Source organism: Aquitalea sp. (assembly GCF_030150775.1).
Lineage (GTDB): Bacteria > Pseudomonadota > Gammaproteobacteria > Burkholderiales > Chromobacteriaceae > Aquitalea > Aquitalea denitrificans.
The window spans coordinates 1-14,943 of sequence record NZ_JASLFG010000039.1 but is presented as its reverse complement, the minus strand read 5'-3'; the positions used below and the strand labels follow the sequence as shown (position 1 = coordinate 14,943).

Annotated in this window: 14 protein-coding genes; 10 read left to right on the top strand and 4 right to left on the bottom strand. The window is 61.6% G+C overall.

Going from position 1 to position 14,943, the window contains the following annotated elements:
• The first annotated feature begins 1 nt into the window (after position 1).
• The 8 genes from QVF59_RS14330 (at position 2) to QVF59_RS14295 (ending at position 7,931) form a co-directional block, all read left to right on the top strand.
• Positions 2-961: a beta-ketoacyl-ACP synthase III gene (locus tag QVF59_RS14330; protein WP_287880813.1), complete on the top strand. Its 960-nt coding sequence runs from the start codon at positions 2-4 to the stop codon at positions 959-961.
• Positions 962-1,116: 155 nt separating this feature from the next.
• Positions 1,117-2,046: an ACP S-malonyltransferase gene (fabD, locus tag QVF59_RS14325; RefSeq protein ID WP_287880812.1), complete on the top strand. Its 930-nt coding sequence runs from the start codon at positions 1,117-1,119 to the stop codon at positions 2,044-2,046.
• Between the two features lie 68 nt (positions 2,047-2,114).
• Positions 2,115-2,852 (top strand): 3-oxoacyl-ACP reductase FabG, encoded by a 738-nt coding sequence (gene fabG, locus QVF59_RS14320; protein WP_287880811.1) that lies wholly within the window; start codon positions 2,115-2,117, stop codon positions 2,850-2,852.
• Positions 2,853-2,960: 108 nt separating this feature from the next.
• On the top strand, positions 2,961-3,200 hold the full coding sequence (gene acpP / locus QVF59_RS14315) for an acyl carrier protein (protein WP_019103041.1): 240 nt from the start codon (positions 2,961-2,963) through the stop codon (positions 3,198-3,200).
• A gap of 165 nt (positions 3,201-3,365) precedes the next feature.
• A complete protein-coding gene (gene fabF / locus QVF59_RS14310; protein WP_159875346.1) occupies positions 3,366-4,607 on the top strand; it encodes a beta-ketoacyl-ACP synthase II in 1,242 nt (413 codons plus the stop codon).
• A 128-nt stretch (positions 4,608-4,735) separates the two neighbouring features.
• Positions 4,736-6,028 (top strand): aminodeoxychorismate synthase component I, encoded by a 1,293-nt coding sequence (locus QVF59_RS14305; RefSeq protein ID WP_287880806.1) that lies wholly within the window; start codon positions 4,736-4,738, stop codon positions 6,026-6,028.
• On the top strand, positions 6,028-6,843 hold the full coding sequence (pabC, locus tag QVF59_RS14300) for an aminodeoxychorismate lyase (RefSeq protein ID WP_287880805.1): 816 nt from the start codon (positions 6,028-6,030) through the stop codon (positions 6,841-6,843). The genes QVF59_RS14305 and pabC overlap by 1 nt, the downstream gene beginning before the upstream one ends.
• Positions 6,844-7,055: 212 nt before the next feature.
• Complete coding sequence (locus QVF59_RS14295) at positions 7,056-7,931, top strand: EAL domain-containing protein (protein WP_287880804.1); 876 nt, start codon at positions 7,056-7,058, stop codon at positions 7,929-7,931.
• A 36-nt stretch (positions 7,932-7,967) separates the two neighbouring features.
• Here QVF59_RS14295 and QVF59_RS14290 read toward each other — a convergent pair whose 3' ends face one another.
• The gene (locus tag QVF59_RS14290) at positions 7,968-8,318 is read right to left on the bottom strand and encodes a DUF4936 family protein (RefSeq protein WP_287880802.1); all 351 of its coding nucleotides are present in this window, start codon (positions 8,316-8,318) and stop codon (positions 7,968-7,970) included.
• Positions 8,319-8,397: 79 nt separating this feature from the next.
• Here QVF59_RS14290 and QVF59_RS14285 point away from each other — a divergent pair, with 79 nt between their 5' ends.
• Positions 8,398-9,288, top strand: a complete 891-nt coding sequence (locus tag QVF59_RS14285; RefSeq protein ID WP_287880801.1) for a prephenate dehydrogenase — start codon at positions 8,398-8,400, stop codon at positions 9,286-9,288.
• Between the two features lies 1 nt (position 9,289).
• Positions 9,290-10,036, top strand: a complete 747-nt coding sequence (locus QVF59_RS14280) for an SDR family oxidoreductase (RefSeq protein ID WP_287880799.1) — start codon at positions 9,290-9,292, stop codon at positions 10,034-10,036.
• Here QVF59_RS14280 and QVF59_RS14275 read toward each other — a convergent pair whose 3' ends face one another.
• From QVF59_RS14275 to QVF59_RS14265, 3 genes are read right to left on the bottom strand one after another with little or no spacing between them, the layout of a single operon-like run.
• Complete coding sequence (locus QVF59_RS14275; RefSeq protein WP_287880797.1) at positions 10,037-13,306, bottom strand: ImcF-related family protein; 3,270 nt, start codon at positions 13,304-13,306, stop codon at positions 10,037-10,039.
• A gap of 45 nt (positions 13,307-13,351) precedes the next feature.
• Complete coding sequence (locus QVF59_RS14270) at positions 13,352-13,630, bottom strand: PAAR domain-containing protein (RefSeq protein ID WP_287880796.1); 279 nt, start codon at positions 13,628-13,630, stop codon at positions 13,352-13,354.
• Positions 13,627-14,787 carry a KPHS_23130 family T6SS system protein gene (locus QVF59_RS14265; protein ID WP_287880794.1) on the bottom strand — a complete coding sequence of 387 codons (1,161 nt, stop codon included), beginning with the start codon at positions 14,785-14,787 and terminating at the stop codon, positions 13,627-13,629. The genes QVF59_RS14270 and QVF59_RS14265 overlap by 4 nt, the downstream gene beginning before the upstream one ends.
• Positions 14,788-14,943: the final 156 nt, after the last annotated feature.

Sequence of the window (14,943 nt, the reverse complement as noted above, 5' to 3'; positions counted from 1 at the left end):
CATGGCCCATTCCCGCATTCTAGGCACTGGCAGCTACCTGCCATCCAATGTGCTCACGAATGCGATGCTGGCCGAGCGCGTGGAAACCAGTGACGAGTGGATTGTCTCGCGCACTGGCATTCATGCCCGCCACATCGTGTCCGATGAAGAAACCACCAGCGATCTGGCGCTGAAGGCGGCTGAAGCCGCCATCCAGAGCGCTGGCATCGACAAGGCCGAGATCGACCTGATCATCGTCGCCACCACCACGCCCGACATGATTTTCCCCAGCACCGCCTGCCTGTTGCAGGAAAAGCTGGGCATTCATGGCTGTGCCGCATTCGACGTGCAGGCAGTGTGTGCCGGCTTCATGTTTGCCCTCACCACGGCGCACAACTACATCAAGGGCGGCATGGCCAGCAAAGTGCTGGTGGTCGGTGCCGAAGTGATGTCACGGGTGATGGACTGGGAAGACCGCCGCACCTGCGTGCTGTTTGGTGACGGCGCCGGTGCCGTGGTACTGGGTGCCTCGGAAGAACCGGGCATCCTGCATGCCAAGCTGGCCTCTGATGGCCGCTACAAAGACATTCTGAATACCCCGGCGCAGATTTCCGGCGGCAAGATTCAGGGCATTCCCTTCTTGCATATGGATGGCCCGGCGGTATTCAAGTTTGCCGTCAAGGCACTGTCCGACATCGCGGCCACCACCCTGGCCGAGGCTGGCGTGGACAAGTCGCAAGTCGACTGGCTGGTACCGCATCAGGCCAATCTGCGCATCATCGAATCCACAGCCAAACACCTGGGCATGTCGATGGAGCGGGTGATCGTGACATTGCCGCAACAGGGCAATACCTCGGCGGCTTCCATTCCGCTGGCGCTGGATCACGCGGTGCGCGATGGCCGTATCCAACGTGGCCAGACCATTCTGCTGGAAGGCATTGGCGGTGGTTTTGCCTGGGGTGCAGTGTTGCTGAAGTACTGATTCTTCGCGACGGAAGTCTGGCTGGTTTCATGCCATGCCCTGCCTCAGGATAACGCCCATTCTCATGGGCGTTTGATCTGACTGCTTGGCAGAATGGTCTGGTTTGCCGCATTCTTCCGTCGATTATTATTCCGTCGTATTTGCGGAGACTGTCTATGGCGTTTGCCTTTCTCTTTCCCGGTCAGGGCTCGCAAAGCCTGAAAATGATGGATGGCTTTGCCGACCTGCCGGTCGTCAAGCACACCTTCGAAGAAGCCTCCACCGCGCTGGGCGTGGACCTGTGGGCCATGCTGCAAGCGGACAGCGCCGAAGCCATCAATGCTACCGTCAACACCCAGCCCATCATGCTGGCTGCCGGTGTGGCCACTTATCTGGCCTGGCAGGAAGTTGGCGGTCAGCAGCCCTCGGTTGTTGCCGGTCACAGCCTGGGTGAATACACCGCGCTGGTGGCTGCCGGTGCGCTGCCGTTTGCCGAAGCCGTCAAGCTGGTGCGCCTGCGCGCCGAAGCCATGCAGAACGCGGTACCGGCCGGGCAGGGGGCCATGGCCGCCATCCTGAACCTGTCGGATGACGAAGTGCGCGCTGCGTGTGCTGAGGCAGCCAATGGCGAGGTGGTGGAAGCCGTCAATTACAATTCGCCGGGCCAAGTGGTGATTGCCGGTTCCAAAGCTGCCGTCGAGCGCGCCATGGAAGCCTGCAAGGCCCGTGGTGCCAAGCGTGCGCTGCCGCTGCCGGTGTCGGTGCCTTCGCACTGCGCGCTGATGAAGCCAGCCGGCATGCAACTGGCCGAAGCCCTGCTGCAAGTACACATCAATACCCCGGCTATTCCGGTGTTGCACAATGCCGACGTAGTCAGCTACGGCGACGCTGCCGACATCCGTGATGCGCTGGTGCGCCAGCTGTACAGCCCGGTGCGCTGGACCGAAACCATCCAGAAACTGGCTGCCGACGGCATCGTCAGCATGGCCGAGTGTGGTCCTGGCAAGGTGCTGGCGGGTCTGGCCAAGCGTATTGACGGTAACGTCAAGTGCCTGGCACTGACCGATGCTGCCGCGCTGCAAGCAGCCAAGGCCGAGTTGCAGTGATATTCAGCCACCAGCCCAGCTGTGTGCGGCTGGTGGTTGGTGAAGTACACAACAAGGAGACATCCTCAATGAGTCTGCAAGGCAAAGTAGCCCTGGTTACCGGCGCTTCGCGTGGCATTGGCGCAGCCATTGCCGATGCGCTGCAAGCCGAGGGCGCCATTGTCATCGGCACCGCGACTTCCGAGTCCGGCGCAGCTGCCATCAATGAGCGTCTGGCTGCCAATGGTGGTGCCGGTCGCGTGCTGAACGTGACGGAAGACGGTGCCATTGAAGCGCTGGTTGACGCCATCGACAAGGAATTCGGTGCGGTGGCCATTCTGGTCAACAATGCCGGCATTACCCGTGATGGCCTGCTGATGCGCATGAAGGACGACGACTGGGATGCCATCATGGATACCAACCTGAAGTCGGTATTCAAGGCATCCAAGGCGGTACTGCGCGGCATGATGAAGGCCCGTTGGGGTCGCATCATCAACATCGCTTCGGTGGTGGGTGCAACCGGCAACCCCGGTCAAACCAACTACGCAGCGGCCAAAGCCGGTATCATGGGCTTCACCAAGTCCATGGCACGTGAGGTTGGCAGTCGCAATATCACGGTAAACTGTGTGGCACCGGGCTTTATTGACACCGACATGACCCGTGCCCTGCCGGAAGAACAGCGTACCGCACTGGTAGGCCAGATTTCCCTGGGCCGCCTGGGCGATGCCAAGGATATTGCTGATGCAACCGCCTTCCTGGCATCGGACCGTGCGGCCTATATCACCGGCCAAACACTGCACGTAAATGGCGGCATGTTCATGGCCTGACCTGTCCTGTCCAACAAAAGACAAGATTTAGGTGGGCTGCTCTAATTTTTTTTTGTAGAATACACGGGTTTTGTGATCCCGAATCAGAAAGGTCAAGGGTTTAGACAAATGGAAAACATCGAAGCGCGCGTTAAAAAGATCGTTGCCGAACAACTGGGCGTAAACGAAGCTGAAGTCAAGATCGAATCGTCCTTCGTTGATGATCTGGGCGCTGACTCCCTCGACACCGTTGAGCTGGTAATGGCTCTGGAAGAAGAGTTCGAGTGCGAAATCCCGGACGAAGAAGCTGAAAAGATCACCACTGTTCAGCAAGCCGTTGATTACGTTACCGCCCACCTGAACAAGTAATACTTTCAGGCCTGTACAGGACCTCTGCGCGGTGTGGCCTTGGCTCGCCTGCAGAGGTTCTTTTGTTATAGAGGGTTCCAAACGTCCGTTTGACTGTCATCAACTTCACACGGAAGTTGTGGGATCATCGGGAGACTGCCTCCCCTCTACTCACGGAGATTCTTCGTGTCCAAACGCAGAGTTGTAGTAACCGGTCTGGGACATATTTCCCCGGTCGGCAATGATGTCACTACCGGCTGGACCAACCTGTTGGCCGGCAAGAGCGGCATTGGCAAAGTGACCCGTTTTGATGCCAGCGATCTGAATTGCCAGATCGCCGGCGAGGTCAAGGACTTCGACATCAGCGCGTACATTTCTCCCAAGGAAGCACGTCGTTCCGACCTGTTCATCCACTATGGCATTGCAGCAGCGCTGCAGGCCGTGGCTGATGCCGGCCTGGATGATGTTGCCGATCTGGACAAGACCCGCGTTGGCGTCAACATCGGTTCTGGTATCGGCGGTCTGCCGCTGATCGAGGAAACCGGCGTGGCCGTACAGCAAGGCGGTTCGCGCAAGATCGGTCCTTTCTTCATCCCCGGTTCGCTGATCAACCTGATCGCTGGCCACGTGTCCATCCTGAAGGGCTTTCAAGGCCCGTCGTATGGCATCGTGTCTGCCTGCACCACCGGTGCGCATTGCATCGGCGATGCAGCCCGGATGATTCAGTACGGTGATGCCGACGTGATGGTGGCCGGTGGTGCCGAAGGCGCCATTTCCAAGCTGGGCATGGGCGGTTTTGCCGCCATGAAGGCGCTGTCCACCCGCAATGACGACCCGGAAACCGCGTCCCGTCCGTGGGACAAGGGCCGTGACGGCTTTGTGATGGGCGAAGGCGCCGGTGTGCTGGTGCTGGAAGAATACGAGCACGCGGTCAAGCGCGGCGCGCGTATCTATGCCGAACTGATCGGTTTTGGCATGAGTTCCGATGCCCACCACATTACCGCTCCGAATGCGGATGGCCCGGCCCGCGGCGTGCAGAACGCACTGCGCGATGCCCGGATCAACCCGGATCAGGTGCAGTATGTGAATGCGCACGGCACCTCTACCCCGCTGGGTGATGCCAACGAAACCAGCGCGCTGAAGATTGCCTTTGGCGATCACGCCAAGAAGCTGGTGGTGAACTCCACCAAGTCGATGACCGGCCACTTGCTGGGCGGTGCTGGTGGCGTGGAAGCCATCTACTCCATCCTGGCGCTGTACAACCAGGTATCGCCACCCACCATCAACCTGCACGAGCAGGATGTGGAAGCCGGTTGCGATCTGGACTACGTGGCCAATACCGCGCGCGACATGAAGATCGACATCGCCATTTCCAACTCGTTTGGTTTTGGTGGTACCAACGGTACCTTGGTGTTCAAGCGCATCTGATGCCAGTCTTGTGTTGCGGTGCTGTTGCACCGCAGCGCGAAAACGCATTGACAGCCCGAACCGCTGCGATACACTCGCGGCGGTTTTCTTTTTTTGCGGCGCGCACAATGCCGCTGTGTGGAACAGGCATGTTTACCGAACAACTCGACTTCCTGCCCGAGCTGCTGGCCCTGCATGCCGCGCATCGCGCTGACCTCCCTTACCTGCTGCTGTCCTCTGGCGATCAGGGCTGGGACATGCTGTTTGCCGCCGAAAGCACCACCCTGTATCACGCGGGTGAAGGCGAGGCCTTTGTCGAGGCCCTGCGCAGCTTTCAGCCGCAGGCGGTGGACAATCCGCATGGTCTGCCTTTTGTCGGTGGGCATTTCCTCTATCTGGGCTACGACTTGTTGTCGCAGTTTGAAAGTTCGGTGGCAGAAGCACTGCCGGACAGCTTCCCGCTGGCAGCCATGGCACGCGTACCCGCCGCCTTGCTGATCAACCGGCGCGAGCAGACGGCCTGGATCGTGGCCGAAACCGCCGAGCAAGGGCAGCGCCTGAACCAGCTGGCGCGCAGCATTCCTGCATTTGTACCTCACGCTGTCAGTCTGCAGGCGTTGGAAGAAGCCCCGCCCAGCTGGTATACCGATGCCGTGCTGCGGCTAAAGCAGTACATCTACGAAGGTGATGTGTTCCAGGTGAACATTTCACGCGGCTGGCGGGCTGAACTGGGGCCGGAAGTAGCCGCGCCCGACCTGTTTGCCGCCCTGCGCCGTGCCAATCCGGCCCCGTTTTCCGCGCTGGCGGATTTCGGTCAGGCGCAGATTGTCAGCTCCTCGCCCGAGCGGCTGGTGCGGGTGCGCGATGGCTGGGCCGATACCCGCCCGATTGCCGGCACCCATCCTCGCTCGCCCGACCCGGCCGAAGATACCGCCCTCAAGCAGCGGCTGATTTCCAGCGTGAAGGAACGGGCCGAGCACGTGATGCTGATCGACCTGGAACGCAACGACCTGGGGCGCATCAGCCAGCCCGGCACGGTGGAAGTGAACGAACTGATGGCGGTGGAAAGTTATGCCTACGTCCACCACATCGAATCTAATATCCGTGGCCGCTTGCGTGCGGATGTCTCGCCGCTGGACACCATCCGCGCGCTGTTTCCCGGCGGCACCATCACCGGCTGCCCCAAGGTTCGCACCATGCAGATCATCCGCGAGCTGGAAAACAGCGCCCGGCGTGCCTATACCGGCAGCCTGGGCTATCTCAACCGCGATGGCAGCATGGACCTGAATATCCTCATCCGCACCTTCATGCAGGAAGGGCAGCAGCTGCGCTTCCGTGCCGGTGGCGGCATCGTGGCCGACTCCGATCCGGAACGTGAACTGCAGGAAACCCGCCACAAGGCGCGTGGCCTGCTGCGTGCCCTGGGGGTGGAGCAAGCCTGATGGCCATGCTGATCAACGGCCAGCCGGGCGAGCAGATTTCCGCACTGGATCGTGGCCTGGCCTATGGTGACGGCATCTACCGCACCATCGAGATCAGGCAAGGCCAGCCCCGCTTGTGGGCCTGGCAATACCGGCGCCTGGCTGCCGATGCCGCCCGGTTGAAACTGCCGGTGCCGAACGACGCCTTGTTGCTGGCTGAAATCCGCCAGCTTGCCACGGGACTGGAGCAGGGCGTGGCCAAGATCGTGCTCACCCGTGGCGTGGGCGCGCGCGGCTATGCCATGCCTGCCGATTGCCAGGCCACCCGTATGGTATCGGTCACCCCTTGGGCCGGCTATCCGGCCGAACGCGCCCGTGACGGGGTGAATGTACGCTGGTGTGACACCCGGCTGGCCTGCCAGCCCTTGCTGGCCGGCATCAAGCACCTCAACAGGCTGGAAAACGTGTTGGCCCGCTCGGAATGGACAGACCCAGCCATCCATGAAGGCTTGATGCTGGACACGCGCGGCCTGCTGGTAGAGGCCACCATGAGCAATGTCTATCTGGTGGAAGGGCAGCGCATTCTGACGCCCCGGCTGGACCAGAACGGTGTGCAGGGCATGTTGCGCGACTGGCTGTTTGCCCATGCCGCGCAACTGGGTTACCAGATAGAAGAGGCCGAGATTGCTCCTGCGCAGCTGCAAGTGGCCGAAGCAGTGTTCCTGTCCAATAGTCTGATTGGCTTGTGGCCGGTGGCCAGCATCGACGGCCAGCCCTTGCCGCAAGCACATCCCTGCTGCGCCCAGCTGCAGGCCTTGCTGGCGGCTGAGGCCTGATCTTTCCTGCCGCTGAGTCAGTATCTACGCCGCCTGTGGCTGGTGCTGGCCTGCGGTATCGATGTTTTCACTTAGATATATTTTGCATAAGGTCTGCTGATTAAATTATTTCTGGCGCTAAACAGGGCTGGTTATAGTGGCTGCCACAAGGCGGGGAGCCGTTTCCCTGCACCAAACCAGCGTGCATCCACGCTGCGCCAAGGAGAATCAGCATGGTGGCAGCCAGCCTGCTGGAACAGCTTGCCTGTCAACAGCCCGCCGCACTGGCACCCATCGAACACGACCTGGCTTTCATCAACCAGCTGCTGAATGCGCACCAGTTCGAACAATTTCCGCTCAGCCTGCAAGCCGGACGGGTGCGTGGCCGCCATGAAGAGTGGCGTTTCCGCTCGGTATTCCAGCCCATCTATGCGCTGGAGAACGGTACCACCCGCCTGTGGTCGGTAGAGGCGCTGGCACGGGTGACCGACAGCTTTGGTGGGCAGTTGATCCCCACCGTGCTGTTTGCCGCCGAAACCTCACCACGGCGCTCGGTGTTTCTTGACCGTCAGCTACGCTGTCTGCACCTGCTCAATTTCCTGCTGCAGCATCCTGCGCCGGATCTGGTGTTATCGCTCAATGTCAATGCCCAGCATCTGGTCAATGTCAGCGAGGCCCACGGCCAGTTTTTTGCCGAAGTGCTGCAACAACTGAATATTCCGGCCAACCGTATCTGCCTGGAAGTGGTGGAAGATGCAGTCAGCGACCCGATGCGCCTGCTGGAAGCGGTACAGCGCTACCGCAGTCTGGGTTTCCGTATTGCGCTGGACGACTTTGGTCAGGGCGCGTCCAATCTGGAAAGGGTATGGCTGCTGGAACCGGACTACGTCAAGCTGGACAAGGTGTTGATGCGCCACGCGCTGATGCGCCCCAGCGTGCGCGACAAACTGGCCCGGCTAGTGGACATCCTGCATCTGCACGGGGCGCTGGTGGTGGGCGAAGGGATAGAAAGCACCATGCAGCTGGATATTGCCCGCGCTGCCGGCTGTGATTTCGTGCAGGGTTTCCATCTGGCCCGGCCAGCAGAATTGCTCAAGCTGTCTGCCTGATCGCAGCTCCCGCACGCAGCGCTGATGCCTGTGGCTTCAATCATCCAGCGGCACAAACCACTCCGCATGCCGCGCTGTTAACGCCTGTTCCAGCCCGTAGTCATGCAGCGCCTGCTGCAGTTGGCGGGTAAATGCCACGCTGTCTTTCACCTCCCGATACACTTCCATCCAGGTCTGCAGATTGGTGTTGGCTGCCTCATCCTGCCTGCGCATCAGGCTGGCTTGCACACCATACTCCGTCAGCTTGGCCTGCATCTGGCGCAGGCGTGGCAGCAGCACGCGGCCTTGCGCCGGGGAAATCCGGTAATACACATACAGCTGGCTGGACATGGTCTGGCTCTCTTCTATCGGGCGCAGGCTTTGCAGTAGCGCAAAATCGCTTATCATAGGCCTTTCGTCCATAACGGTGGGCGACCGGAAAAATAGTGCCGGAAAATAGGATGGCAGCGTAGAAAAGGGGAGAGGTGTGCAGCAGGGGATTACCACCTTGGTGGTGGTTGGCGTCGGTCTGATCGGTGGCTCGTTTGCCTTGTCGCTCAAGCGTGCAGGCAAAGTGCAGCACGTTATCGGCGTCGGTCGCACACTGGAAAACCTCAACCGGGCGCTGGAACTGGGTGTGGTGGATGAAATCAGCCAGGATCTGGCCGCCGTGGCCGACCGGGCGGATATGGTGTTGCTGGCCTGCCCGGTGGGACAGATGGGCCGCATGATGCAGGCCATGGCCCCCCACTTGCAGCCGCATGCCATCGTCACCGATGCCGGCAGTACCAAGGGTGATGTAGCCCAGCTGTTTGCCCAATACCTGCCGGTGCAACTGGCCAACTGTGTACCGGCCCATCCCATTGCCGGTTCTGATTTGTCCGGTGCTGCCGCTGCCCAGTACGGCCTGTATGAAAAGCGCAAGGTGGTGCTCACCCCCTTGCCGCAAACCAGCATCACCGCCTGTGACACGGTGGCCGAGCTATGGCAGGCCTGCGGTGCTGTCATCCACCGCATGAGTCCCGCCGAACACGACAGCGTGTTTGCCACCGTCAGCCATTTGCCGCATCTGCTGGCCTTTGCCTATGTCGGCATGGTGGCCGGCAAGGACGACGCCAGCCGCTGTTTTGATTTTGCTGCCACCGGTTTTCGCGATTTCACCCGCATTGCCGGCAGCCATCCGGAAATGTGGAAGGACATCACTCTGGCCAACCGTACGGCCCTGCTGGACGAATTGGAACGCTACCGCCTGGCGTTGGCCGCCCTGACCGCCCAGGTGGAGGCTGCTGACGACGCTGGCCTTGCGGCCACCTTCGAAACCGCCCGTGCCGCCCGCGTGGGCTGGTATCAACGTTTTCTGCGTGAAGGGCAAACCTGAAATGGCACGCACCCTGCTGATTACCGGCGCATCACGCGGCATCGGTGCAGCCACCGCAGTGCAGGCGGCCAGCGCCGGCTGGCAGGTGGCAGTGAATTACCGGCAGGATGAGGCAGCTGCGCAGCAAGTGGTGGCAGCCATCCGCGCCCAAGGCGGCGAGGCCGAGGCCTTTCAGGCTGATGTATCGGACGAGGCGCAGATCATCCAGCTGTTTGCCACCGTGGCCACCCGCTTTGGCTGCATCGACGGCCTGGTTAACAATGCCGGTGCCACCGCGCCGCTGGCGCGGCTGGACAGCTTCAGCGCCGAACGCATCCTGCACATGTTGCTGCTGAATGTGGCGGGCCCCATGCTGTGCTGCCGCGAGGCCGTGCGCCGCATGTCCACTCTTCACGGCGGGCGTGGCGGCATCATCGTTAATGTGTCTTCGGCGGCGTCGCGGCTGGGTTCTGCCGGTGAATATATCGATTATGCCGCCAGCAAGGGTGCCATCGATACCCTCACCCTGGGCCTGGCGCGGGAAGTGGCCGGGGAGGGCATCCGCGTCAATGCGGTGCGCCCCGGCCTGATCGAAACCGGCATCCACGCGCTCAGTGGCGAAGCTGGCCGCGTGGCGCGTCTCTCCACTAGCGTTCCCATGCAGCGTGGCGGCCAGCCGGAAGAAGTGGCTGCCGCCATCGTCTGGCTGCTGTCCGATGCCGCCAGCTTTTGCACCGGCAGCATTCTGGATGTGTCCGGCGGACGCTGATCAGTGTTTCGCCGTGGACTTCTGCGCTGCTGCCGGTGACCCGGGCACGACAAATACCCGGCCCGGTAGTTTGAGCTGACGCAGCTTCAGCAGGGCCAGCGGGCCTTCTCCCGTTGTGGTGCGCAGAATATAGCGCGCAGTCAGTCCGTCAGGCAGGGCAAAGTCCAGCTGGTAGCGTGCCGGATCCAGCTGTTCCACCCGCGCGTGCTCCAGCAAGCGGATAAATCCCCAGCGGCCGTTAAAATCGAGCGCCTGGCGGGTACCACTCTGTTGCGACTCCCATAACAGCCGTGCTCCGGCCTGTTGGCCATCCCCTGGCCAGTGCAGCGGGCTCCAGCTTTCCCGCTGATTGAAATAAGGCAGGCTCTGGCCATCGAATTCCAGCGTGGTGCGCACCAGTCCGGGCATGGCAATCGGCTTTAGTTCAAAGGCATAGCTGGGGGTACCCGGGGTATCCCAGCGGCTGGCCAGGCGGCTGAGGGTATTGATGGCATTGAGGAAGTCCGCATCGAAAGGGGCCATATTGCTGAGGGTGGGATTGGGTAGCCACTGGTCGCCTTCTTGCACCAGTGCGCCAGCCAGGCTATTGGCCAGAAAGCTGGCAATGCTGCCTTGTTCCGGAGCCAGGTAGCGTCCCAGCCCGGGCAGGGAGGCTTCCTGTTCGCCGTGGCTGAAGGGGAAGCGGCCATTCATCTCACCGCCCCAGGGCAGCAGGATGCTGCGCCGCCACAGATCGTTTAGCTCGGCGGCGGCAGGCAATATCACCACGCTGCCGGCATTGTCCAGCGGGCTGACAAACAATTGCTGGGCAAAACCGGCCCATTGCGCCCCCAGACTGGTAGCCAGCAGGGCCGCGTATTGCTGGCCATCGCTCAGCGGATTCTGCTGCCCTTTGAACAGGGTTTGCGCCAGCTGGCGGGCAGCGGCATCCGGATTGGCGGCATTGGCCAGTTGCTGCAGTTTCAGCCGTACCGCACTGACACTGTCGAGATAGCGGGCCAGACTCACCGTGCTGTGCACCGCACCTGCCGTCCCTTCGTTTTCCGCACCGGTCAGCAGTAATAGCGGACCAAAGGCGCTGGCCAATGGATCATCCTGCCCCAGGCCGCTGGGGGCAGGGCGTTTCTTGTCGGCTTTGCCCACCAGTTGCCGGGTTTTATCCAGAAGATTGCTGGCCAGCGACTGTTGCGCCGCCCCGGCCTGGCCCTGGTATTGCAGCAACGTCATCACTGCCTGCAAGGGCGAGCGTTGTGGGTCGCTCAATACACTTAACTGCTCCACGGAGGCGGATAACGAGGCAGCATTCTGCCAGCGCAAGCCATTCAGATAACGCTGCCATGCATTGGCGTAATCTGCAAAATAGCGTTGCAGCAGCTGGGCCTTGAGGGCCGCGCCATCACTGCGCGCCGCTTCTGCACCCAGCACCCACAAGGCTTCGCCGCCCTGTTTGGGGTCGGCCTTGTCGATGGCCTCGCGCACATAGCCCTCCCAGGCTTCGCGGGTATATTCACCGGGTACGCTGCCGGGCAAGACAAACAGGCCGCGGCTATCCACCCCAGGCAGCAGGCTGGCAGCGCTGCGTGCGGGATACTTGGCGGCGGCGGTTTCCATCAGCTTGCGATAGAGCGCCGCATCGCCATGTTCCACTCCGTCCAGCGACAGCAACGTCTGCCGGGCTGACTCCACCAGCCTGGCATCGGCGGGCAGGCGCCAGCCCGGCTGTGCCGCCAGGTGGTTGCTGTAAAAGCGCAGGATCTGCGCACGTGGCCCGCTGCCCTGGCCTGCGGCCTGCAGCAACTGCGCACTAAGGAAACCCGGCTCGGCACGGGCGGGCTGGTCCAGCATCAGATAGGCTTTCAGGCTGGCATAGGCTTGCTGCTGCGCGGGTTCGCGCGCAGCATCTTCCCCGGATAGCGGCAGGCCATCCACTGCCTGCAACACTTGCTGCAAATTGCGCTGTACTGGCTGCACAATCCAGCGTTGTGCCGCCCGGCCATAGCCCGCCAGCAAGCGTGGCTGCATGGCCGCAGTCTGATCCAGTCCTAGCCGCATCCAGCCGCCCTGCTGCTGCGCCTGTTCCAGGGCCTGAATGTCTTCCTGCACCGCCAGCAAGGCCGGGATGGCGCGCTGGGCGGTAGCGGCTTGCCGCAGCGCCTGCAGATGCTGCGTGGCGCTGACAAGGTGGTGCTGTTGCTGCATGAACACCACCAGCATAGCCAGCAAGAGTCCCAGGCCCAGTACCGTGCATAGCCAGCCCAGGCCATCGCTCAGCGACAGGCGGTGGCGGCGCGGGGCCTGGTCGCGCAGCAGCTGTGCTAGCTGGCCGGGCAGGCGGGCGGCTTGGTCGGCTACCCAGGTCAGCCCGGCCAGCTTCTGCCCGGCAGGCAGGTGATTGCTGATCTCGGCCAACTGCTGCGCCAGCTGTTTCAGCACGCCCGGCCGGGTCAGGGCTTCTGACAAGCGCAAGCGTGCGGTGTCGGCAGGGGACTGCAATATATTGGCCTGACCCTCTACGGCCAGTTGCCAGGCCAACTGCTGCAGCTGCCGGGTGGTGGTGGCTGGCTGGCCGGCATCGTCCAGTTCCAGCACGACGCCTGCCCCCGGGGCGGGCCAGCCACTCAGGGCCAGACTGAGCGGCAAGCGCCAACCGCTGCGCCGATTGAAGTCGAGCAAGCGCTGCAAGGCCTCATCGCCCACCTTGGGCAGGGCCTGGCCGCATTGCATGACCAGCGCATCCAGCGGCTGCCGCCAGCGGCCACGCAATCGTTGCAGAGTCCGGTCATCCATGCCCTGGTCGGGGTTTACATAAAACACGCTGTCCGTGTCCTGCCAGGGGGGCGGGTGATCTACATCCGCTGACAAGGGGCCGGGTGAGCCAGCTAGCTCTGCGCGTAATACGCCTACCCACGGTTTGATTGCTCGCCATTTGCCGGGATAGTGCTGCTGCATGTATTGGCGAGGGCTCAGCCAGGCTTTGGTGGTGGCGGAAGCAAATACCTCTGCTGTTGTCCTGCCGCTTGAGTGCTCGGGAGGGATGGCATGACGCTCTGCCTGCCTGATCCACAGATAAACCACCACACCCGGCAGACTCAGTAGCGCAATGCTCAGGCCGATGCTCCAGACCACCCGCTCTGGTTGCTTGGCATAAAAGCCACCCAGGTACAGATTGGCAATCAACAGCAAGGCCATGCATAACAGCATCAGTGACAGTGCCAGCACGACAGCCCAGATACGCAATTTTCCTGTCGGTTTCAGAAGGGAAGAGTTCATTGAAAGAATCCTTGAGACAGCTGATTGGCTACACTTTGGCAGTCGTCAAGCATGGGCATTGGCATGTCCAACCACGACGATACGAGGCTTGGGTTGGCAGCGGCAGTCGCACACATCATCTTGCAGTGCAATGCGTTTGCCATGGCTCAACAGGCTGTGTCGTTCTCCCACGCAAACAATGCGGCCGGTGCTGCCACATGCGGGGCAACTGACCGGGTCATTTTCATAGGCCATTTTTTTGCCATGAATCAGGCCGGGGCCGGATGCATGTACTGTGCCGCCGGCCGTGGTTTTGTCACCATCCACTGCAATTAACCGTTTCATGGTTTTCCTTTCGCTAGCGGAACCGCTGGTGTGACAATACCCAGCCAGTCTTGCTCGTTGTCCTTGGCCAGCCAGCCAGTGGCGCGTTCATTGAGATTTGCCTGATCCATGGCACACAGCAGGGTGACCCAGGCTTGCAGCGGGCCAAGCTCTCCCCAGTAGGCTTGCTGCGCTTGTTCCAGCAAGGGCCAGCCGGCATCTTCCAGCAAGGTATTGGCCTGGCCGCTGGCAGACAGATAGCCTGCCGGAGCCTCATCCAGTGCCGCATTGTCTTGCGTGCGCTGTACATGTTGTCTGTCAGACAAAGGGACCGGGCGATGCAGCCGGAATGCGCCGCCATGGCGGCTTAACATGATGGCGAATGCCGCTTCCGCTGCCGGTACGCTGCGGCTGGCATCGCTAGCCGGGCAGTGCAGGCCCAGGCAGATGATTGCTTCCACGGGGCGGGTTTCATCGTGCAGCCGGTCGATGATGTATTCCAGCATCGCGACTCCCCCTTCCAGTTGTGGATGTGGCGGCAGATTCAGGCCGTGTTGCTGCATTTGCACACGCAAGCCAGACCATGCCTCCGCACTCCCGCACCAGGCAAAGCCGCAGGCTTGTATGGGGTTGCCGTGCAGCCATGTTGCCAGTGCTTTGGCCAGCGTCGCCAATATGGTGTTCTGGCGGTCATTCCATGAAGCGGGAGAAACCGACAGCACATCAACTATCCTGAGCACCCCCTCCTTGGCCTGAGGCGGGGCCGCGTGCAGGCCGCGTGCCAGCCTGTCCCGGCTGTGCGTATCACCACATGCAGGCCCCCATAACATGGAATCCCGCACGCTGGCACTCTCCTGACGGCACCTCAGCCACCAGGTATGGTGCTCAGCCTGGGTATGTTGCTGGACAGCGGCATACAGTTGCCACAAGGCATACCAAGCCAGTCGCAGCGATACCGCTATCCCGGCCAGCAAGCATCCGGGCAGCAAGGCATACCACCAAAACTGCTCCCGTTGTGCTGTGCTCGGTGTGCCCTGGCTGAACCACCACAAGGTGAGCAGGGCATCACCGGCTACCAGCAGCACACTCAGCAACAAGCAGGGCCAGATACGGGGCGGTGCCGCCAGCGGGACCGCAGCATAAGCAGGTGTACTGGCATGCCGCTGTGCTGCTTCCATGGTGCAGTGCATTAACCACCCCCTTCCTGCCCGGCCAGTATGGCGGGTTCTGCCTGAGCCCCGGCAGGCGGCTCGCAGCTTGCCGCCGCTTTTTGCAAGGCGTTCAGATAGCGCTTGTTGGTGATGTCATCGTACAGAATGGTCCGCAGGCGGAAA

What these genes read in the sequence shown, in the direction of transcription:
- QVF59_RS14330 (WP_287880813.1), top strand. Translation starts at nt 2, where the DNA reads ATGGCCCATTCCCGCATTCTAGGCACTGGCAGCTACCTGCCATCCAAT.
- fabD (WP_287880812.1), top strand. Translation starts at nt 1,117, where the DNA reads ATGGCGTTTGCCTTTCTCTTTCCCGGTCAGGGCTCGCAAAGCCTGAAA.
- fabG (WP_287880811.1), top strand. Translation starts at nt 2,115, where the DNA reads ATGAGTCTGCAAGGCAAAGTAGCCCTGGTTACCGGCGCTTCGCGTGGC.
- acpP (WP_019103041.1), top strand. Translation starts at nt 2,961, where the DNA reads ATGGAAAACATCGAAGCGCGCGTTAAAAAGATCGTTGCCGAACAACTG.
- QVF59_RS14305 (WP_287880806.1), top strand. Translation starts at nt 4,736, where the DNA reads ATGTTTACCGAACAACTCGACTTCCTGCCCGAGCTGCTGGCCCTGCAT.
- pabC (WP_287880805.1), top strand. Translation starts at nt 6,028, where the DNA reads ATGGCCATGCTGATCAACGGCCAGCCGGGCGAGCAGATTTCCGCACTG.
- QVF59_RS14295 (WP_287880804.1), top strand. Translation starts at nt 7,056, where the DNA reads ATGGTGGCAGCCAGCCTGCTGGAACAGCTTGCCTGTCAACAGCCCGCC.
- QVF59_RS14290 (WP_287880802.1), bottom strand. Translation starts at nt 8,318, where the DNA reads ATGATAAGCGATTTTGCGCTACTGCAAAGCCTGCGCCCGATAGAAGAG.
- QVF59_RS14280 (WP_287880799.1), top strand. Translation starts at nt 9,290, where the DNA reads ATGGCACGCACCCTGCTGATTACCGGCGCATCACGCGGCATCGGTGCA.
- QVF59_RS14275 (WP_287880797.1), bottom strand. Translation starts at nt 13,306, where the DNA reads ATGAACTCTTCCCTTCTGAAACCGACAGGAAAATTGCGTATCTGGGCT.
- QVF59_RS14270 (WP_287880796.1), bottom strand. Translation starts at nt 13,630, where the DNA reads ATGAAACGGTTAATTGCAGTGGATGGTGACAAAACCACGGCCGGCGGC.
- QVF59_RS14265 (WP_287880794.1), bottom strand. Translation starts at nt 14,787, where the DNA reads ATGGAAGCAGCACAGCGGCATGCCAGTACACCTGCTTATGCTGCGGTC.